Origin of the sequence: Paraburkholderia dipogonis, assembly GCF_046027395.1 — a bacterium.
Lineage (GTDB): Bacteria > Pseudomonadota > Gammaproteobacteria > Burkholderiales > Burkholderiaceae > Paraburkholderia > Paraburkholderia dipogonis_A.
In genome coordinates this window covers 15,139-34,709 of sequence record NZ_JAQQEG010000058.1, presented here as the reverse complement: position 1 = coordinate 34,709, position 19,571 = coordinate 15,139, and the positions used below count along the sequence as shown (strand labels likewise).

The following is a 19,571-nucleotide window of genomic DNA, read 5'->3' as shown; positions in this document are numbered from 1 at the left end:
TTACCGAGTGTTTCGTGCTTTATCCAGATCCGGCAGCCGTGCTCAGGCCGACAGTTCTCCGCTGGGATCGACGAATCTGCGCAGCAGCGACAGTTCCTCTGATGTGGGCGCGTCCGTGTGAGGCCATGACGCCAGACGCAATGGAAAGCCTGTGTTCCTGACGACGTCATCGGGATCGACGCCCGGATGGATCGAGCGGACCTGCATGCACTTCTCCGTGTCGAATTCGAAGGTTACGAGCGGCGTGACGCACACGACCGGCCCTTCGGTCGTTATGCCGTGCCTTTCCCGGTCGCCGGGACCGTTCAGATGTCCGGCCGCCGTGAGGAATTCCACTTTCTCCACGAACGTCCGCGGCGTATGTGCCGCGCTGAAGAGCAGGATGCGCTTCGATACGACGGCAAACGATGTATTCGCCAGGCCCGGCCCGCGAAACTGGGGACGTCCGTCTGTGCCATAACCCGTGCCGGTCAGATTGATGTTGCCTCGCTGGTCGATCTGGACACCGCCATAAAACATCACGTCGAGCCTGCCGTTTTCCGACATTTCGAAGAGGTCATATGCAGTCCCAACCGCTTCGGCGCCTTCCACCCACCGTCCATCCGATGCGGATCGATACAGTCTCGGTGGCGCCGGATTGACGACGCCCGCCGGCGTGATGAGCGTCAGGTCGGGCGCGTGCATTATTTGCGCGAGCAGACAAGCGGCGACCGGCACCAGCGAGCTGGCCCCTGTAACGGCGAGATCTTCGTTTCTCAACTCGCGGGCCAGCAGGACCGTCATCAACTCGTCGTTGCTGTAGCTATTCATCGCACCACCTCCGAAAGCGCAAGAATCCGCGTTGCGCCACCCACGCGGTCAACGTAGCCTTCGAGCGACGCGGGTGCTTCGACGTACGGAGCAAGATAATCGCGATTCCACGTGTCGGCGTTCGCGCCCGCCTTGATGTACGACCGGATATGCGCTTCGTCGTGCACGTGGACGCCGTGACTGGAGCACGGATGCGCGCCAAACGGTGCCTCGACGACGGCGTCGACGAGATAACCGGGAATTGTGGTGCGATGCGGCTGCGCACGAATCGAATCGTTGTCTACGATCCGGTCGACGGTGACGATCACGTACTTCGACGCCTTCGCAAAGAGCGGGTCGCAAAACGGCGTGCCCAGGCTTCTCACGTTGCCGTACCTATCCGCTTCCTGCGCGTGCAGAATGCACACGTCCGGGCGCATCGCGAGCGGCGCCACGACACCGTCCCGATTGCGCGGCGCGGCGGACGACCTGCAGATATCAGTGCCCTTCACGGACGTCACCGGATGCGAGTCGAGATGCTCGACGGTCGCCATGAGACCGCCGAGGATGGTGGCCTCGTCGGCATCGACGATGCGCACAGCGCCCTCCTGCGCCGCGCGCCGGAAATTCGGCGCGAAACCGAGATGCTCGAAGGAAACATGCCCCACGGTCGCGTGCGACACGCAACCTGCGCCGATGAGCAGATCGACCGCATAGCTCGACGGCGGCGCGGCGACGATATGCAGATCGCGAATTTTGCGCCGCGCAAGCTCTCTCACCGCCGCGCATGGATTGTTGTGAAACCACAAGCCCCCGAGAGCGACGAACTGCCCTGCCTTCACGCTCATCATGGCGTCGGCGAGGCTGGTCAGTTTGCTCCTCCGGGTCGGCTCGTCTGCATGCACTATCGAATCGATATTCATAAGATCAAACCATAATATGTTTTGTGAATCCATAATATGGTTCAATCTGGGCTGTGTCAAACTATTTTCTGAACGAGGGAGAGTGAGATGAAGCGCAGGACGATGGAACAGCAGCACTGCACCCTGCCGATTCGCGGTGTATTCCGTATTAGCCGCGGCTCGAAGACGGTCGCCGAGTCGATCGTCGTCAGCATCAGGGAGGGCAATGCCGTGGGCAGCGGGGAGTGCGTGCCCTATGGCCGTTACGGCGAGAGTATCGAGAGCGTCGGCGCGCAGATCGAATCGGCGCGGCCGGAGATCGAGCAAGGGATCGACCTGCTGGCGTTACAGCAGCTATTGCCGCCCGGCTCGGCGCGCAACGCCATCGACTGCGCACTGTGGGACTTGCGCAGCCGCCTGAGCGGCCACACTGTAGCGGCGTCAGCTGGACTCGCCGCGCCGCTCCGGCCGGTGCTTACCGCATTTACGCTGAGCCTCGGGGAACCGCGGGAGATGGCCGAGAAAGCGCGCGAATTCGCGCATTACCCGCTGCTGAAGCTGAAGCTCGGTGGCGACGGAGACCTCGAGCGCGTGCTCGCGGTGCGCGAGGCGGCGCCGCGAGCGCGGCTGATGGCGGACGCGAATGAGTCGTGGCGGCCCGGGCAGTTGGACACCTTCCTGCCGGAATTCGCGAGGCTAGGCGTGGAGTTGCTGGAGCAGCCGCTGCCGGCAGGCGCCGACGAGGCTCTGCTGGGCTATGCGAGCCCGGTTCCGCTCGCGGCCGACGAGTCGTGCCGCGATCTGCGGTCGGTGGACGACATCCGGAGGAAGTATGCATTCGCCAACATCAAGCTCGACAAGACGGGCGGATTGACCGAAGGTCTCGCACTGGCCGACGCGGCGCGCGCGGCCGGCATGAAAGTCATGGTCGGGTGCATGGTCGCCTCCTCGCTGTCGATGGCGCCCGGAATCGTGCTCGCGCAGGCGGCGGACGCCGTGCATCTCGACGGGCCGCTGCTGCTCGCACGAGACCACGATCCGGCACTGCGTTATGAAGGCGCCATGCTCTATCCCGACGGGAACGTCTGGTCGATCTAGACCGCGCCCGGAAGCACTCCATCTCCCGCTGGCGGCACAGGCGCTTACTCGAAATAGCTCAGCCGGTGGGAGATTTCCCGGCCCGCCCCGACCACGGCGTCGACAAGCTCGTCGACGCGCTTCGGATCACTCGCGCGCGACTTCAGCACCGGAATGCTCACCGCGGCGATGACCTGCCGCGTGTGATCGCGGATGGGCGCCGCGACCGCCCACACGTCCCGCTCCGTGAACTCGTCGTTGATCGCGTAGCCCTTTTCGCGCACGTCCACCAGCAGCTTCAGGAACGCCTTCGAGCTAGCGAGCCCCGCGACGTGCCCCGGACGCCACTGCGACGCCGTCGGCAGCATGCCCTCGACCTGATTCTCGGGCAGCCATGCGAGCAGGACCTGTCCTGAAGCGCGCCCATCCCAGGGTGGCCGACGGTAGCCGATCGGGCTAAAGATCTTGATCGTCTGATTCGTCACGCGGCGATCGACGAACACGACGTCGTTTTCGATGAGTACGGTCAGTTGGACGTTCTCGCCCGTCTTGTCCCGCAAATCGTCAAGCGGCTGGCTCGCGGCCGATATGAGGTCGTTGCCCTGCACTGCCACAGCCGCCAGCCGGACGATCTCGACGAAGGGGGAATACTTTCCGGTCCGCGGATCCTGCCTCACGAACCCCTTGCTCTCCAGCGCTTCCAGGATGCGGCGCACGGTGCTGGGCGCCAGATCGAGCCGCGTGGTGAGCTCCGACATCGTCAGCGCGGGTTCATCGGTCGAAAAGACCTTGAGGAGGTCGAGCATACGCTCGGCGGACCGCAACGTCTGACCGGTTGCGAGTTTAGGCACGTGTGTGTTCCTCCATCTTCGATAGCAAGTCGCGTCTCAATCTACGCATCCACCATTTTATGGTATTGTTATCCATATAATGAATTTTCTCACTCGGGAAGCGGACGATCAGGAGAGTCTCATGCGTTTGAGTAACAAGGTAGCAGTGGTGACCGGAGCGGCGTCGGGAATTGGCCGTGCCATCAGCCTGCGGCTGGCCGCCGAGGGCGCGACCGTGATCGCGACCGACCTGAATGCGGATGGCGGCGCAGGCGTCATTGAGGAAATCAGGAGCAAGGAAGGCACAGGCGCGTTCAGGACGCTCGATACCACTTCCGAAGAACAGTGGCGTGAAGTGGCAGCGTGGACGGTCGACCAGTACAGGACACCGGACATACTGGTAAATAACGCCGGAGTATATCTCATCCGCCCTCTCGCCCAGACGACCGTCGAGGAATGGGATCGCATGATGAACGTGAACGCCAAGGGCGTCTTTCTGGGCATGCGAGCGTTCGCGCCACTCATGGCTAAAGCGCATGGCGGGGCGATCGTCAACATGTCTTCGACCAACGCGCTCACCGGCATCGCCGGACGCACGGCATATGCCGCCAGCAAAGCGGCGGTGCGGATCATGAGCAGGACGGTCGCAATCGAATATGCCTATGACCAGGTGCGGGTCAACGCGGTGTTTCCGGGTTTCGTGCGTACGGCCATCGCCGAATATGGCGCGCAGAAAGCGGGAGCTACGGTAGACGACCTCGGCAGGATGGTCAGCCCGCTCGGCCGCATTGCCGAGCCAGAGGACGTCGCCAACACGGTGCTGTTCCTCGCCTCCGACGAAGCAGGCCACGTCACCGGTGCGGAGTTCGTCGTGGACGGCGGCCTCACCGCCAGCCCCAATAGCCCGGCGCACGTGAGCGCCCTGCAATTCGCGGAGGCGTGACATGACGCTGCCATCTCATACGACGCGCGATGTCGATCTCTTCATCGATGGCGCATGGACGAACGGCGCCGGCGACAAATGGCTTGATAACCGCAATCCGGCGACCCTGGACGTCATCGGGCGCGTCGCTGTCGCCACCGAGACCGATCTGGAGCGTGCGGTCCGCGCGGCCTCGCGCGCATTCACGACGTGGAGCCGCACACCGCCACTCGAACGCTCGAATATTCTGCGGCGCGCCGCAGCGCTCTTTCGCGACCGTGCCGAGGACATCAGCCGCGCGATGACCGTCGAACAGGGCAAGCCGCTCTCCGAATCGCGGCTCGAAGCCGAGCTCGCTGCGCAGATCATCGACTGGTTCGCCGAGGAAGGTCGGCGAACCTATGGCCGCATCGTTCCCAGCAGGCATCCCCTTATTCAGCAGCACGTCATCCAGGTGCCTGTCGGTCCCGTGGCATCGTTCGCGCCGTGGAATTTTCCGCTGACTCAGGTGGCCCGCAAAATCTCTGCGGCACTGGCCGCCGGTTGCACCGTCATCATCAAGCCGCCCGAGGAAGCGCCTGTCTGCACGTCCGGGCTTGTGCGATGCTTTGCCGACGCAGGCGTGCCGCCGGGCGTGGTGAATATGGTGTTCGGCGCACCCGGCGAAATTTCGTCGTACCTCGTGCCGCATCCGGCGATCAGGAAGATCTCCTTTACCGGCTCGGTGCCCGTCGGCAAACATCTGGCGTCGCTTGCAGGTCAGCATATGAAGCGCGCCACAATGGAGCTGGGCGGCCACGCGCCCGTGATCGTCACGCCGACCGCCGATCTGCCGATGGCGGCGAAGACAATCGTGCAGGCCAAGTATGCGAACTGCGGACAGGTCTGCATTTCGCCGACGCGCATTCTGATTGCCGATTCCATCTACGAGCGCTTCACGGCGGAGTTTCTCGACAATGTGCGCAGCGTGGTTGTCGGCGATGGCCTGGATCCCGCGACGAAGATGGGTCCGCTTAACAACGAGCGCAGGCTCGCGGCGATGAAGCGGCTCGTCGAGGACGCGAGGCAACACGGTGGCAAGGTGCTCGCGGGCGGAAACGCGATCGACGGGCGGGGCCACTTTTTCGAGCCGACGGTAATCGCGGAGCCCGGCCTCGAAAGCGCGCTGATGAACGAAGAACCCTTCGGCCCCATTGCAATACTGACGCGCTACAGCGCGCTGGACCAGGCGCTCGAAGAAGCCAACCGTCTGCCCTTCGGCCTCGCCGCCTACGCATTCAGCGACTCGGCGAACGACATCGCGAAGATCACCGCGGGCGTGCAAACCGGCATGCTTGGCATCAACCATACCGCGATCGCGTATGCCGAAACGCCGTTCGGCGGCGTGAAGGACAGCGGCTATGGATCGGACGGCGGCCTCGAAGCCATGCGCGGCTATCTGCAGCCCGAACTGGTGACTATCGCCACGCGCTGATCGCGTGCCCGCCTTTCTTCTCCAAAACACCGCGGCGCCTGACCGCGCCGCAGTTCGACCCACCCTGCATCCTGTACAACTCGCTTCCAATGCGCATCATGAAATCACCACTGGCTTCCGCGCTGCTGGCCACAGCCTTTTTCGCCTGCGTCTGGAATGACGCGCACGCGCAATACACGACAGCGCCCAGCAGCGCGGATATCGCCGCCGTCGCCAACGTCGTCGCCATGCGCCAGGACTCGCTCGCCGGCACACATGGCTTTCTCGATCGCCGCGCGGCGTTCGAGAAATTGATGGCGAGGTTCCCGCTGCCGGACGGCGTGACGGTACGCGAAATCGACGCGGACGGCGTGCCCGGCAAATGGATCTCGCCCGATCGGGACGGCGCATCAGGCTCACCCGTCGCGCGTGAGCGCGGCGTGATTCTCTATCTGCACGGCGGCGGCTTCTACAGCGGCTCCAGCGATAGCCACCGCGTGCTTGCCGCCACGCTCGCGAAAGATGCTGGCGCCGACGTACTGCTGATCGATTACCGGCGCATGCCCGAAGCAGTCTATCCCGCGCAGATCGACGATGCCTTCACGAGCTACGCATGGCTGCTCAAGCAGGGCTACGCCCCTTCGCGGATCGCCCTTGCCGGTGAGTCGGCCGGCGGTAACCTCATGCTAGAACTGGCCTTGCGGCTGCGCGCGGCGCATCTGCCGCTGCCATCGTCGATGGTTGCGATGAGCCCGATCATGGACCTGAGCGCATCAGGCAACTCGACGCTTGAGAACGCGAAGCGCGATCCGGTGCTGACCCGCGACGGCCTCATCGACGTGACGCGCATCTATATGCACGGCGGCGATCCGCGCAGCCCGGACGCATCGCCGCTATTCGCCGATCTGCACGGCCTGCCGCCGCTGCTGTTGCAGGTCGGCTCGCGCGAGATCCTGCTCGACGACAGTCTGCGCACCGCGCGCATCGCCGCGCTGGACGACGTCGCCGTTTCGGTCGAGGTATGGCCCGGCATGGTGCACCAGTGGCAGCTGTTTCCAGGCCTCATTCCCGAAGCGCGCCATGCGCTTAAGGATGCCGCCGGCTTCATCCAGGCGCACATATCGCAGCTGGGCGACGCGAACACCGCAAGCGCAACGGCTGCATCCGCTATGCATAACTGAACGTTTTGCCACACCGCCGCCGCAGCCGGGCTTCCTGGCGGCACGTCAATTTCCGGTGCTCGGGGACGTGAGCGCCGCGTAGTCGTACGCATTGATGTTGCGCGCCTTGTAGAGAAACGCGGCGAGCTGCCAGATCGTCTGATCGTCCTGCGTCTTGCCTAATGCGGGCACGGCGGTCATCTTGACGCCATTCTTGATCACCCAGTACATCAGTTGCGGATTGTTGCGCCGATTCGCGCACAGCAGCGCCGGTGCGATCGGCAGGATGCCTTGGCTCAGTGGGACGCCCGGCGCGCCATGACATTGCGCGCAGGTCGATTAATAGATTCGCGCGCCTGCCTCGACATTGACCCTGTTCATCAAGTCGGCCGGCACCTCGATACCGCGAGCGTGACGATGCAGCGATTGCTCGTACGTCTTGTGCAACGCCCAGGCAACGACAGGATTGTGCCCCGATACAGCAGAGACATCGTAAATACCCGAATAGATGAAAATGAATGCGCCGGCAACCACCGCGATTCCCGCAATCGCAAGCGCGAGCGCGGCCACCAGTAGCGGATGGAAAGGTGAACGTAGTTTCAAAGTCATTTCAATTCGCTTGATGGAAAGCGCCTTTTTCAACCCGGACAATCAATGGCGGCGAGTCCGAGTGCGCTTCGCGTGGGCACGTCGGCCCAGCACGACGCGCGACGTACCATCCGGATGACGAGATTACCGTTTCATTCTTGCGAGCCCCGTTGACCGGTCGATTACCCAGCCCATTGCCAACTTGCTCTCTGCGCGAACGTGCGCGCGCCGATGCACCGAACAATCGGACGTCGGTTGCGAAGAGATTGCGTGGAGGGAAACAGAGAAACCGGCCCGCGCGTTATTTCAGGCGGGCGCGTGCGAAGTCGATGAAAGCACGCAGCTTGCGCGGCATGCCGCCAGGATTGTAGTAGTAGAGGTAGAGCGCTGCCCTCGGAACCCAGTCGTCAAGCGCGCTCACCAACCGGCCGGCGCGGATATGCGGCTCCGCCGCGCGGTATTGAAGGTAACTAAAGCCGAAGCCGTCGAACGCGGACTGCAAAAGCAGGTCGTTGTCGTTGGTCGCGATGCGTCCTGCGACGGCGATGCGAATCCTCTCGTCGCCCTTCTGGAATTCCCAGCGATAGAGCGCGTTCGTGTCGGCGCTCCGGTAGTTGGTGCACTCGTGTGCGAGCAGATCTCTCGGATGCTCGGGAATGGCTTTGCCTTCGAGATACGCAGGCGCCGCCACAATGCAGAACCGCATGTTCGTCACGAGCGGTATCGCCACCATGTCCTGCGTGAGCACGTTGTCGTATCGAATGCCCGCGTCATAGCCCTTGCTGGCGATATCGACGAGACTGTTTTCAGCCATGACGTCGACGTTGATATCGGGGTAGGCCCTAAGGAACTCCTTCAGGATGGGGGTGATAACCAGCGAGATCGCCGAGGGCGGCACGTTCAGCCGCAGCGTGGCCGCCGTATCGCTCGGTGCGCGGCCAATTTCGCTGAAGGCGAGATCCAGTTGCTCAAGCAACGGCTGGATCCGGGTGAGAAACGCGTGGCCCGCCTCGGTGAGGCTGACACTGCGCGTTGTCCGGCCCTTCAGCAACGGCGGTATCAGCTTACGCGGCAAACGGCTGCGGCACGGCCGATGTCACTGACGCCGTATGCATTTGCTGACTGGCACAGTACACACCCCAGTCTTCCATCATCACGCGCCGTCGCTCCAACTGGTCGCGACGCCGGTAGGCCGCTACCGTCTGCGAAGTGATGATGTGAGCCAGCGCTTCTTCCGCTAGCGAATCCGGATATTCTGTGCATTCGGCTATTCAGTCTCGGAACGTTGACCGGAAACCATGCACGGTGATCCCATGCCGCGACATGCGTCTCAGCAGAATCAGCATCGCCATGTTCGACAATGGGTGCCCTTCCATGCAGCCGGGAAACAGGTACCCGTATTTCGCCTTGGGAAGCGCACTACACACGATTTCGAGAGCTCGCTCACAAAGCGGCACGCGAAGCGGCCGACCACTTTTCGTGCGGTCGCCGGGAATTGACCACACACGGTTGTCCAAGTCGAATTCCTCTGGCCGCGCAAAGCGCACCTCGTTCGTGCGGGTTGCCGTGAGGATAAGCAGGTGGAGGATCCGTGCCGCGCGCCGGGGACGTTGCTCCAGTTCGCGCACGAAACCCGGGATATCTTCCCAGGGCAACGCCGGATGGTGTCTCGCTTGCGACCGCTTCTTCGACCGCGGTAAGACGAGTTGCAGATGGTCAACGTACCGTGCCGGGTTGCTGCCGGTGCGATGGCCCAGCACAGTCTCGGCATCGAGGATGGCCTTGATGCGGCCGCGCACGCGACGCGCGATCTCCGCCTTTTTCGTCCAGAACGGCTGGAGAATCCGCACGATCATCGCAGTATCGATGTCGCGCACCCGGACTTCGCCGATCACCGGATATGCGTACGTCCTAAGCGTGTTGCCCCACTGCTGGACATGCTTGCGATTGCGCCACTGAGGTTCCTGTACGCGGATAAACGCTTCGGCTGCTTCACGGAAAGTTACGTTGGTATCCGAAGAGATATCGAGCAACTGTCTACGCTGCTGCTCACGCCGCGCGAGGATGGGATCAATCAGGTCTCTGACCATGTCACGGTACCCGGTGGCCAGTTTCCGCGCCTCGCCAAGCGAGACTCGCGAAAGCGGACCGAGGCCCATCTCCCGCACGCGCCCGTCAAGCTTGAAGCGAAATACCCATGAGCGAGCGCCACTGTCGGCGATCTGCATATAGAGGCCACCGCCGTCGGCGTAATGGCCTGGCACTACCTCTTTGGCGACCCGCAGCGCGCTGAGCCGGTGCAACTGTCGTCCTGCCATATTGCCCTCCCTTCCTACCCACAAAACCCATGTCGCTGCCCATACTTCGTGCGGAAATTGTGCGGGACAGTAGTGGAAGCCGCAAGCACGTCGTTACCCATAAACCGCTTTGAAATCAGCGATCTAGAGGACGTTTTCGGAAGTTATTGGAATTGCCCGGAAGCCATGTCTGGCGGAAGGCAGCCGGAGTCGAACCGACCTGAGAGCGTCTGACGCCCTCAACTGGGTTTGAAGCCCAGCCGCGCCACCGGACACGAATGCCTTCCTACGGTGATTGAACTATACGTTGCCGATGATCAGAGCAGATCGAGCCAGCGACTGTCCGTGCGCAGCAGATGCAGGCCACGGTGGAAGCGAGTATACCCAACCCGGTCGAAGAACTCCAAAAGCTGAATCGCGCGTTTCCGGCCCAATCCGGTAACGTCGCGAAACGGTGCGGCCGCAACCGTGCCGGCATTCTTTTCTGCCTCGGCAGCCGCGATCGAAGCCAGTTCCCGAATCACCTCCGGATGATAAAAAAGATCACGCACGACCTGAAACAGCTCGCCCTGCCGCGCGAGCGTGCGCATCAATTGACGCACACGCTCCTCGGATACACCGTGCGCGCCGGCCAGATCGCGCACCCACGGCGGATCGAAACGCCCCGCTTTGACCGCGGGCAGTAACGTCGCCGCGAGCGCGCGATCGGCGTCGTCGAGCGTCACCGTGTGGCCCGGCAGATGTAGCCAGGGCCCGCGTTTGACGATCTCGCCACGCGTGGCGGCATCGTCGACAAGCGCGCGCCACAGCGCCTCGTCCACCAGCGGCGCCGCGATGCGCCGCAAGCGCGAGATGTCCGGACCCAACTCGTCCGGCGAGCGTTCGTGGTACTGCGCGAGCGTCGTCGTCAACCGCGTATTGAGCGCTTGCCAGAGTGCGTCGGCGACTAGCAATGCGTCCTCGCCTGGCAGTTCCACGACACGCATGTTGGGCGGCAGCGCGAGCGCGGCTGCCGGCATGCCGGTCAAACTTTCCAGCAGCGAGCGCGACAAGCCATGCGGCGCTCTCGCGAAGATGGCGTCGAGCGTGCCGGTGTCGAGCATCGTCTGAAGCGCATCGAGCCACGCCAGCCGCTCGGCCGAGCGACGCTTGCGCGACGGCGCGAACGGATCGAGCACATGACCACCGCCGATCGTGCGGTTGGCCTGCGCGTTGCGCACCACGAACCGATCGCCCGGCAGCGCGCAAACCGGCCGCTCGAACACGAGTTGAACGCGGGCACGCTGACCGGCAGCGAGTGTTTCGCCATCGAGTAGCGCAACATGCGCGACCTGGTGTTGCGTGCCCAGATGCACATGCAGCGGCACCCAATGCTCCAAGGTGAGCGGTGCATCGGCGAGCAGCGTCAGCATGACGTCGATTCGCTGCGACGCCTGCGAGAGCCGCGGATCGACGATCCAGTCGCCACGATCGATCGCGCTCTTCTCGATGCCCGCGAGGTTCAACGCGCAACGCTCGCCAGCGCGTCCGCTTTGCGCCGGACGATTCTGCGCATGAATGCCGCGCACGCGCACCGGTTGATTCTTCGGCGCAAGCAGCATCGTCTCGCCGACCGCCACGCGGCCCGACACCACAGTGCCAGTCACAATCGTGCCCTGGCCCGCGAGCGTGAAGACACGATCAACCGCGAGACGGAACAGGCCGTCGTCGCGCTTCATCCGCCACGCCGCGGCCGCCGCGTGCAGATGCGCCTTCAACGCGGCCACGCCGGGATCCTCGGCGCGCACCGCGCAGGTATCGAACACGGGTGCGTCCTCGAGCACGCTTGCGCTCAGAAACGCGCTTATTTCGTCGTGCACTTCGCGCAGACGCTGCGCGTCCACGCGGTCCACCTTGGTCAGCGCGACGGCGCCGCGTTGAATACCGAGCAGTTCGACGATCGCCAGATGTTCGCGCGTTTGCGGCATCACGCCGTCGTCGGCGGCAATGACGAGCAGTGCGAAATCGATGCCGCTCGCGCCCGCGGTCATGGTGTGCACGAGCTTTTCGTGGCCCGGCACGTCGATCAGGCCGAGCACATCGCCATTCTCGAGCGGCACGTACGCGTAGCCCAGTTCGATCGAAATGCCGCGCGCCTTCTCTTCCTTGAGCCGATCCGTATCGACGCCTGACAGCGCTTTCACTAGGCTCGTTTTACCGTGGTCGATATGTCCCGCCGTACCGACGATCATGCGCGCACGCCCTTCAGTTGCTCGATCAGTTGCGCTTCATCGGCGGCTTCGAGACAGCGCAGATCGAGGCGCAATGCATCGTCCGCGATACGGCCGATCACGGGCCGCGCCATCTCGCGCAGCATCTTTTCGAGCACGAGCAATTGACGGCCACCGCGTTTACCGTCCGCCATTCTGACGACGAGACCGTAACTCGGCAGCACGTCGACCGGCAAAGCGCCGCTGCCGATCTGGCTGAACATCGGCTCCGCCGTCACCGCATAGCGTTCGCCGAATGCATGCTGCAACGCGGGCTGCACGCGCTCCGCGGCGAGACGGATGTCGTCGGCGGGACGGGTCAACAAGCGCAACGTGGTGAGCCGCTCCGCGAGCTTCTCCGGCGCACGATACAACTGCAGCACAGGCTCCAGCGCCGCAAGCGTCAGTTTGCCGACGCGCAACGCACGCTTGAGCGGATGCTTCTTGATCTTCGCGATCAGATCGCGCCGCCCGACGATCAAACCGGCTTGCGGACCACCGAGCAACTTGTCGCCGCTGAATGTGACGAGGTCGGCGCCGGCCTCGACGGTTTCGCGCACCGTCGGCTCGCGCGGCAAACCCCATTGGCTCAGATCGACCAGCGTGCCGCTGCCGAGATCCACGGCGACCGCAAGACCGCGCGCGTGGGCAAGCGGCGCAATTTCATCCAGACCGACCTCTTTGGTAAAGCCGCTGATCGCATAGTTACTGGCGTGAACTTTCATCAGCAGCGCGGTTTGCGGGCGGATGGCTTCGTCGTAGTCCTTCAGATGCGTGCGGTTCGTCGTGCCCACTTCGCGCAGCCTCGCGCCCGCCCGGCTCATGATGTCGGGAATACGAAACGCGCCGCCGATTTCAACCAGCTCGCCGCGCGACACGATGACTTCTTTCTTCGACGCCAGCGCGGACAGCGTGAGCAGCACGGCGGCCGCGTTGTTGTTGACGACGGTGGCCGCTTCGGCGCCGGTCAATTCGCAGATGAGATCGTCGATCAGATCGTCGCGATCGCCGCGCTTGCCGGTGCCAAGATCGAACTCGAGGTTGGCGGGTTGCGTGAGCGCCTTCATCACGGCCTGCACTGCTTCGTCGGGCAGCAATGCGCGGCCGAGATTGGTATGCAACACCGTGCCGGTCAAATTGAAAACGCTGCGCAAGCGCGACTCATTACGCTTGCGCAGCGCGGCTTCGACTGAACTCTTCAGTTGCGTGACGTCGAGTGCGCTCACGGACACATCGCCCGACTGCGCGCCGGCGCGCCAGCTGTCGAGCGCCTCGCGCACCGCGCTCAATACCTGCGTGCGGCCGTATTCGCCGATCAACGCCGCGAACTCGACCGACGCCATCACCTTTTCCACCGACGGCACGCGCGCCATCAGCGCCTGCAATTCAGAGCCGCTTACATCGCTCACGAGGCAATCCCTTTTCTAGTCGCATCCACTCGCTGCTAGTCGGACTCGCCGGAGGAGTCATCCGCATTGACGCCCTGTTCGGGCCACAGCCACGGATGCGGCGACGCCCGCCGGTAACCTTCCGCTCCCATCAACAGATCCAGCGTGAGACTGGCGAGATCGTCCGCGAACGGTTCGAAATCGTAGTCTTTCGACTGAATGCCGATCTTTCGATAAGTATGGCATTCGTCGCACGATTCCGCTTTCAGCGCCGCGTTCTTCGATTCGGCTTCGCGCGCGGCCTCGTCGGCTTCCGGCGAGCCGACCGTGTGATAAGCGATGCCCTTGGTCGAATCGCAGTTCGAGCACTTCGCGCGAACCATGTGCCACTCGGTCGAGCACAGGCCGCATTGCAGGTAGCGGTAATTGTCATACGCGCCGCCCACGCGCACGATGCTCGCCACCGGATGCGATCCGCACACGGGACACAGGCCGAGCGTCTCGATGTACGGCACCTCGCGCTTGTCGATATCGGCAGCGAGGTCGGTCCATACCACTTGCAGCGCGGCCACGATGAACGGCGCGCTCGCCGGATCCACTTCTTCGAAGCGCTGCGCGAAGATCGCGTCGGCCTGGAATTCGAGGGTGGCGGTGTCGAGCGTGCGCAGCCGGGCAATCAACGCTTCGAGCGGCGGCGTGAGCGGGCCCGCGGCTGCCACCTTGTCGAGCAATTGACGCAGCACGTCACGCCACGCCGGATCGCGCACGCCGGAAAGCGCCGGAATCAGCGGCATGGAATGCTGCTGCGCGCTCGCGATCAGCTCGGGGCTGGGCGGCTGCGCCTTGAAGCTCGCCATCACGGCTTGCTGCGCGTCGGCGAGCACGGCCATCAGGCGCAAATAGCCGGCGATCGGATTGTTGAGCGCCGCAAGCTGGCGCAGCCGCGCGGCGCGCGCGGAAAACACCGCGAGCCGTTCCGGCGTGCGAATGCGCGGAATCGCCGAATGATCGAGCGATTCGATATCGCCGGCTTCGAGAATACGTTGAACCACAGTATCGACCTCTGAAAACTAAGGAGCCGCCGTCGTTCATCGAACGAGGGCGGCGGCTCGGATGCAGCGCGCCGGAATCCGCGCTGCCTTTTAATGACGTCTGCGTGGCCCGCTATTTCCCGATGATTTCCTTGAACCAGTTCGGATGATGCTTTCGCGCCCAGCCGTAGGTCACCGTTCCGCGCGTCATGGCGCCGATCGAGCCCTTGATCCACAACGCCGCATAAATATGCACGACGATGCCGACGATCAGCACGAACGCCGCCGCAGCATGCACGAGCGCCGCGAGCCGGATGATCTCGATCGGAAAGTAGAACGAGAAATAGCGCCGCCAGATCACGATGCCACTCGCCAGCAACAGCAGCAGGCAGATCACCATGGTGAAAAATAACAGCTTTTGACCAGCGTTGTACTTACCGATCGCGGGGAGCTTTTCCTCGCGATTGTTGAGCACGTCGTCGATCTGCCTCATCCACTGAAGGTCGGCTTTGTCGAGATAGTTGTGATGCCAGAAGCGCAACGCAAGAATCAGAAACGACAGGAACATCACGCAGCCGACGAACGGATGCAAAATCCGCGTCCATTGCCCGCCGCCGAAGATCGCGTAGAGCCACGACATGGCCGGATGAAACATGGCGAGGCCGGACAGCGCCAGCAGCACGAACGTGATCGCGGTGATCCAGTGATTCGTACGTTCATTTGGCGTGTAGCGCACGATCAGGCTGTTGCCCTTCACGTCCTTCAGCTCGGTATGCTCAGGGTGCTTCATTGGATGCCTCCCGCGAACGGCGTACCTCGTCGGCTTCGTGCTGGGCTTCGGCTTCATCCGTCTCCGACACCTCATTCGGACCGACGCGCGTGTAGTGGAAGAACCCGGCTATGGCCGCGAACGCAATACCCGCCAGCGCCAGCGGCTTGGCCAGTCCTTTCCACAGCGCAACCATCGCGCTGATCTTCGGATTCTGCGGCAAACCGTGATACAGGTTGGCCTTGTCGGCGTGATGCAGCACGTACATGACGTGCGTGCCGCCCACGCCGGCGGGATCGTACAAACCGGCGTTCTGGAAACCGCGTTCCTTCAGATCTTCAACCCGGTCCGCGGCCTGCTGCTTCATGTCCTCCTTCGTGCCGAACATGATCGCGCCGGTCGGGCAGGTCTTCACGCAAGCCGGTTCCTGGCCGACCGCAACGCGGTCCGAACACAGCGTGCACTTGTACGCACGGTTGTCCTGCTTCGAAATGCGCGGTATGTTGAACGGGCAACCGGTGATGCAATAGCCGCAGCCAATGCAGTTCTCCTCGTGGAAATCCACGATGCCATTCGTGTACTGCACGATCGCACCCGGCGACGGACAGGCCTTCAGACAACCGGGATCCTCGCAGTGCATGCAGCCGTCCTTGCGGATCAGCCACTCGAGATCGCCTTCGGTGTTCTCGTATTCCGAGAACCGCATGACGGTCCACGAATGCTCGCTCAGATCGCGCGGGTTGTCGTAGATGCCAGTTGTCGTGCCGATTTCATCGCGCAGGTCGTTCCATTCCATGCAGGCGGTCTGACACGCCTTGCAGCCAATGCACTTCGACACGTCGATGAGCTTGGCGACGGTGCCCGTGACCGGCACACGCACTTGCGGTTCAGGCAAGGTCGTGGCCGAGAGGCGTTTGATGTCCAGTGATTGCAGTGCCATCTCTTCTCCCTATGCCTTTTCGACCTTGACGAGGAACGATTTGAATTCCGGTGTTTGCGAATTCCCATCGCCCACGGAAGGCGTCAGCGTATTGACGAGATAGCCCGGCTTCGCGAGTCCCTTGAAGCCCCAATGCAGCGGCAATCCGACTGTCTGGACTTTCTTTCCTTCGATCATCAACGGTTTGATCCGCTTGGTGACCAGCGCCACGGCAATGATGTGTCCGCGATTGGACGACACCTTGATGCGATCTCCGGCCACCACGCCCACCTCCTTCGCCAGATCCTCGCCGATCTCCACGAACTGCTGCGGCTGCACGATCGCGTTCAAACGCGCGTGCTTGGTCCAGTAGTGGAAATGCTCCGTCAGACGATAGGTGGTCGCCGTATGCGGGAAGTTCTCGTGCGTGCCGAACGCGGCCCGGTCATCGGGGAACACGCGCGCCGCCGGGCTGCTGACGACCAACTTGTTGTTCGGATGCAGCGGGTTGTAGCCGAGCGGCGTTTCAAACGGTTCGTAGTGCTCGGGGAATGGTCCTTCAACCAGACCGTCGCGCGCGAAGAAGCGCGCCACGCCTTCCGGGTTCATGATGAATGGATTCATGCCGTTTTCGGGTGGTTCGTCCGCCTTGAAGTCGGCAATGTCCGCACCCGTCCACGCTGCGCCGTTCCACGCGATCAGCTTGCGCGTCGGATCGAACGGCTTGCCGCTGACGTCGCACGAAGCACGGTTGTATAGAATCCGCCGGTTTGCCGGCCACGCCCACGCCCAGTTCAGCGTATTGCCGATGCCGGTCGGGTCGGAATTGTCGCGGCGGCCCATCTGGTTGCCCGCCTGGGTCCATGCGCCGCAGAAGATCCAGCAACCGCTCGCGGTGCTGCCGTCGTCGCGCAACTGTGCGAAGCTCGCCAGTTGCTCGCCCTTTTTGGCGAGCACCTTGGTTTTGTCGGTCGGGTCGGTGACGTCGGCGAGCGCCTTGCCGCTGAACTCCATCGCGAGTTCTTCCGGCGTCGGGCTTTCCGGGTCGGCATACGGCCAGCTCATCTTGAGAATCGGATCGGGATATTTGCCGCCGTTCTTCCTGTAAGCCTCGCGGATGCGCAACCACAGTCCCGACATGATCTCGAGGTCGCTCTTCGCTTCTCCGGGGCCCTCCGCGCCCTGCCAGTGCCACTGCAGCACGCGGCTGGAGCTGACCAGCGAACCGCGCTCTTCCGCGAAACAGGTGGTCGGCAAACGAAATACTTCGGTCGCGATCGAAGTGGGATCGACGTCGTTGAACTCGCCGAAATTCTTCCAGAACTCGGAGGTTTCGGTGGCGAGCGGATCCATGATGACGAGCCATTTCAGCTTGGCCAGACTCGCGCCGATCTTCGCCTTGTTCGGCGCCGCGGCGAGCGGGTTGAAGCCCTGCGCGATGTAGCCAGTCATCTTGCCTTGATTCATCAGCTCGAAGACCTGCAGCATGTCGTATGACTTATCGAGCTTCGGCAGGTAGTCGAACCCGAAGTTGTTCTCGGCGGTCGCGTTATCGCCCCACCATGACTTCATGAAACTGACATGGAAAGCGCGGTAGTTGCGCCAGTAGCTCAACTGATTTGGCCGCAGCGGCTGACTCGCGCGTTTCGCGATGTAGGCGTCGAAGTCCTGCTCGGCTTCCAGCGGCAGCGTCATGTAACCCGGCAACAGGTTCGACATCAGACCGAGGTCGGTCAAACCCTGAATGTTCGAGTGTCCGCGCAGCGCATTCATGCCGCCGCCCGCGATGCCGATATTGCCCAGCAGCAATTGCACCATCGCGCCGGTGCGGATGATCTGCGCGCCGATCGAGTGATGCGTCCAGCCGAGCGCGTACAGGATCGTGCCTGCGCGCCCCGGAACAGCCGTCGATGCGAGCATCTCGCACACCTTGAGGAATTTTTCCTTGGGCGTGCCGCACGTGCTCTCGACCTGTTCGGGCGTGTAGCGCGAGTAGTGCTGCTTCATCAGTTGATAGACGCAGCGCGGATGCTGCAAGGTCGGATCGATTTTGGCAAAGCCGTCGTCGCCGCGTTCGTAGTCCCACGAACTCTGGTCGTACTTGCGCTTGTCGGCGTCGTAGCCGGAATAGAGACCGTCGGTAAACGAGAAGTCCTCACGAACGATGAACGGCATGTCCGTGTAGTTCTTCACATACTCGTGCTGGATCTTGTCGTTGGTGAGCAGATAGTTGATCACCCCGCCCAGGAACACAATGTCCGAGCCGGTCCGAATCTGCGCGTAATAGTCCGCAACCGATGCCGTACGCGTAAAGCGCGGATCGACCACGATCAACCTCGCCTTGCGATGCGCCTTGGCTTCAGTGACCCATTTGAAACCGCACGGGTGCGCCTCGGCCGCATTGCCGCCCATCACCAGAATCACATCCGCGTTCTTGATGTCGACCCAATGGTTCGTCATCGCTCCACGGCCAAACGTCGGGGCAAGACCTGCCACCGTCGGGCCGTGTCAGACACGTGCTTGATTGTCGAATGCGAGCATGCCAAGACTGCGGACAGTCTTGTGCGTCAAATAACCGACTTCATTGCTACCGGCCGATGCTGCGAGCACGCCGGTGGTCAGCCAGCGGTTGACCTTCTTGCCGTCCGCCGTTGTCTCGACGAAGTTGGCGTCGCGATCTTCCTTCATCAATTTTGCAATGCGGTCGAGCGCGTCTTCCCACGACATGCGCTTCCATTCATTCGAGCCGGCCGCGCGGTACTCCGGATACTTCAGACGGCTCTCGCTGTGAATGAAGTCGATCAGGCTCGCGCCCTTCGGGCACAGCGTGCCGCGATTGACCGGATGATCGGGATCGCCTTCGATATGGATGATGCTGGACTTTGCGTTCTTGGCGTTGTCGCCGAGTCCGTACATCAGGATGCCGCAGCCTACCGAACAGTACGGGCAGGTATTGCGGGTTTCGGTTGTGCGCGACAACTTGTACTGACGGACTTCCGCTAACGCAGGCGTCGGTGAGAAGCCCATGAGGGCGAGACTCGATCCGGCTAGCGTGGTGGCGGAGACCTTCAGAAATTGTCGCCGGGACATATGGGTCATTGAATGGCCTCGGCTCTTTATGGGGACACTGATAACGATTATAGAGACCAGTATGAAATCCTGCAGCGAGACTTATGCCTTCTACAGTCTAGCTAAAT

At 62.6% G+C, this 19,571-nt stretch carries 15 protein-coding genes, 1 tRNA gene and 2 pseudogenes; 4 read left to right on the top strand and 14 right to left on the bottom strand.

Annotated elements, in window-relative coordinates:
- Positions 1-42 precede the first annotated feature (42 nt).
- Positions 43-810 (bottom strand): CoA-transferase subunit beta, encoded by a 768-nt coding sequence (locus PQR32_RS38110; RefSeq protein WP_408239813.1) that lies wholly within the window; start codon positions 808-810, stop codon positions 43-45.
- The gene (locus PQR32_RS38105) at positions 807-1,745 is read right to left on the bottom strand and encodes a CoA transferase subunit A (protein WP_408239810.1); all 939 of its coding nucleotides are present in this window, start codon (positions 1,743-1,745) and stop codon (positions 807-809) included. Before PQR32_RS38105 ends, PQR32_RS38110 begins: the two co-directional genes overlap by 4 nt.
- A gap of 54 nt (positions 1,746-1,799) precedes the next feature.
- On the opposite strand from PQR32_RS38105, the gene dgcA reads away from it, so the two are divergent.
- Positions 1,800-2,789: an N-acetyl-D-Glu racemase DgcA gene (gene dgcA, locus PQR32_RS38100; protein ID WP_408239807.1), complete on the top strand. Its 990-nt coding sequence runs from the start codon at positions 1,800-1,802 to the stop codon at positions 2,787-2,789.
- Between the two features lie 44 nt (positions 2,790-2,833).
- Here the strand turns inward: dgcA and PQR32_RS38095 are convergent, their stop codons facing one another.
- The gene (locus PQR32_RS38095; RefSeq protein ID WP_408239804.1) at positions 2,834-3,619 is read right to left on the bottom strand and encodes an IclR family transcriptional regulator; all 786 of its coding nucleotides are present in this window, start codon (positions 3,617-3,619) and stop codon (positions 2,834-2,836) included.
- A gap of 121 nt (positions 3,620-3,740) precedes the next feature.
- On the opposite strand from PQR32_RS38095, the gene PQR32_RS38090 reads away from it, so the two are divergent.
- From PQR32_RS38090 to PQR32_RS38080, 3 genes are all read left to right on the top strand, one after another.
- The gene (locus PQR32_RS38090) at positions 3,741-4,541 is read left to right on the top strand and encodes an SDR family NAD(P)-dependent oxidoreductase (RefSeq protein ID WP_408239801.1); all 801 of its coding nucleotides are present in this window, start codon (positions 3,741-3,743) and stop codon (positions 4,539-4,541) included.
- A gap of 1 nt (position 4,542) precedes the next feature.
- On the top strand, positions 4,543-5,994 hold the full coding sequence (locus PQR32_RS38085; protein WP_408239798.1) for an NAD-dependent succinate-semialdehyde dehydrogenase: 1,452 nt from the start codon (positions 4,543-4,545) through the stop codon (positions 5,992-5,994).
- Positions 5,995-6,092: 98 nt separating this feature from the next.
- Complete coding sequence (locus PQR32_RS38080) at positions 6,093-7,154, top strand: alpha/beta hydrolase (protein ID WP_408239795.1); 1,062 nt, start codon at positions 6,093-6,095, stop codon at positions 7,152-7,154.
- A 45-nt stretch (positions 7,155-7,199) separates the two neighbouring features.
- On the opposite strand, the pseudogene PQR32_RS38075 reads toward PQR32_RS38080, so the two are convergent.
- From PQR32_RS38075 to fdnG, 11 genes and pseudogenes are all read right to left on the bottom strand, one after another.
- Positions 7,200-7,457: pseudogene (locus PQR32_RS38075) on the bottom strand (c-type cytochrome); the annotation flags it as partial.
- Positions 7,458-7,472: 15 nt separating this feature from the next.
- Complete coding sequence (locus PQR32_RS38070; RefSeq protein ID WP_408239792.1) at positions 7,473-7,775, bottom strand: hypothetical protein; 303 nt, start codon at positions 7,773-7,775, stop codon at positions 7,473-7,475.
- A gap of 247 nt (positions 7,776-8,022) precedes the next feature.
- Positions 8,023-8,796, bottom strand: coding sequence for a LysR substrate-binding domain-containing protein (locus PQR32_RS38065; RefSeq protein ID WP_408239789.1), 774 nt, complete (start codon positions 8,794-8,796; stop codon positions 8,023-8,025).
- Positions 8,786-10,039: pseudogene (locus PQR32_RS38060) on the bottom strand (tyrosine-type recombinase/integrase). The gene PQR32_RS38065 and the pseudogene PQR32_RS38060 overlap by 11 nt, the downstream one beginning before the upstream one ends.
- Before the next feature lie 170 nt (positions 10,040-10,209).
- Positions 10,210-10,305, bottom strand: a tRNA-Sec gene (locus PQR32_RS38055).
- 30 nt (positions 10,306-10,335) lie between these two features.
- The gene (gene selB, locus PQR32_RS38050) at positions 10,336-12,249 is read right to left on the bottom strand and encodes a selenocysteine-specific translation elongation factor (RefSeq protein ID WP_408239786.1); all 1,914 of its coding nucleotides are present in this window, start codon (positions 12,247-12,249) and stop codon (positions 10,336-10,338) included.
- Entirely contained in the window at positions 12,246-13,676 is a 1,431-nt protein-coding gene (gene selA / locus PQR32_RS38045; protein ID WP_408239783.1) for an L-seryl-tRNA(Sec) selenium transferase, read from the bottom strand. Before selA ends, selB begins: the two co-directional genes overlap by 4 nt.
- 35 nt (positions 13,677-13,711) lie before the next feature.
- Positions 13,712-14,707: a formate dehydrogenase accessory protein FdhE gene (fdhE, locus tag PQR32_RS38040; RefSeq protein WP_408239780.1), complete on the bottom strand. Its 996-nt coding sequence runs from the start codon at positions 14,705-14,707 to the stop codon at positions 13,712-13,714.
- A gap of 112 nt (positions 14,708-14,819) precedes the next feature.
- Positions 14,820-15,476, bottom strand: a complete 657-nt coding sequence (locus PQR32_RS38035) for a formate dehydrogenase subunit gamma (protein WP_408210712.1) — start codon at positions 15,474-15,476, stop codon at positions 14,820-14,822.
- Positions 15,463-16,395 carry a formate dehydrogenase subunit beta gene (fdxH, locus tag PQR32_RS38030; protein ID WP_408239776.1) on the bottom strand — a complete coding sequence of 311 codons (933 nt, stop codon included), beginning with the start codon at positions 16,393-16,395 and terminating at the stop codon, positions 15,463-15,465. Before fdxH ends, PQR32_RS38035 begins: the two co-directional genes overlap by 14 nt.
- A 9-nt stretch (positions 16,396-16,404) precedes the next feature.
- Positions 16,405-19,473 carry a formate dehydrogenase-N subunit alpha gene (fdnG, locus tag PQR32_RS38025; protein WP_408239773.1) on the bottom strand — a complete coding sequence of 1,023 codons (3,069 nt, stop codon included), beginning with the start codon at positions 19,471-19,473 and terminating at the stop codon, positions 16,405-16,407.
- Between the last annotated feature and the right edge of the window lie 98 nt (positions 19,474-19,571).

Excerpts from the sequence above, each read along its gene's own strand:
- selB (WP_408239786.1), bottom strand. The coding sequence starts at position 12,249 with ATGATCGTCGGTACGGCGGGACATATCGACCACGGTAAAACGAGCCTA.
- PQR32_RS38110 (WP_408239813.1), bottom strand. The coding sequence starts at position 810 with ATGAATAGCTACAGCAACGACGAGTTGATGACGGTCCTGCTGGCCCGC.
- PQR32_RS38090 (WP_408239801.1), top strand. The coding sequence starts at position 3,741 with ATGCGTTTGAGTAACAAGGTAGCAGTGGTGACCGGAGCGGCGTCGGGA.
- PQR32_RS38085 (WP_408239798.1), top strand. The coding sequence starts at position 4,543 with ATGACGCTGCCATCTCATACGACGCGCGATGTCGATCTCTTCATCGAT.
- fdxH (WP_408239776.1), bottom strand. The coding sequence starts at position 16,395 with ATGGCACTGCAATCACTGGACATCAAACGCCTCTCGGCCACGACCTTG.
- PQR32_RS38080 (WP_408239795.1), top strand. The coding sequence starts at position 6,093 with ATGAAATCACCACTGGCTTCCGCGCTGCTGGCCACAGCCTTTTTCGCC.
- PQR32_RS38035 (WP_408210712.1), bottom strand. The coding sequence starts at position 15,476 with ATGAAGCACCCTGAGCATACCGAGCTGAAGGACGTGAAGGGCAACAGC.
- PQR32_RS38105 (WP_408239810.1), bottom strand. The coding sequence starts at position 1,745 with ATGGATTCACAAAACATATTATGGTTTGATCTTATGAATATCGATTCG.
- dgcA (WP_408239807.1), top strand. The coding sequence starts at position 1,800 with ATGAAGCGCAGGACGATGGAACAGCAGCACTGCACCCTGCCGATTCGC.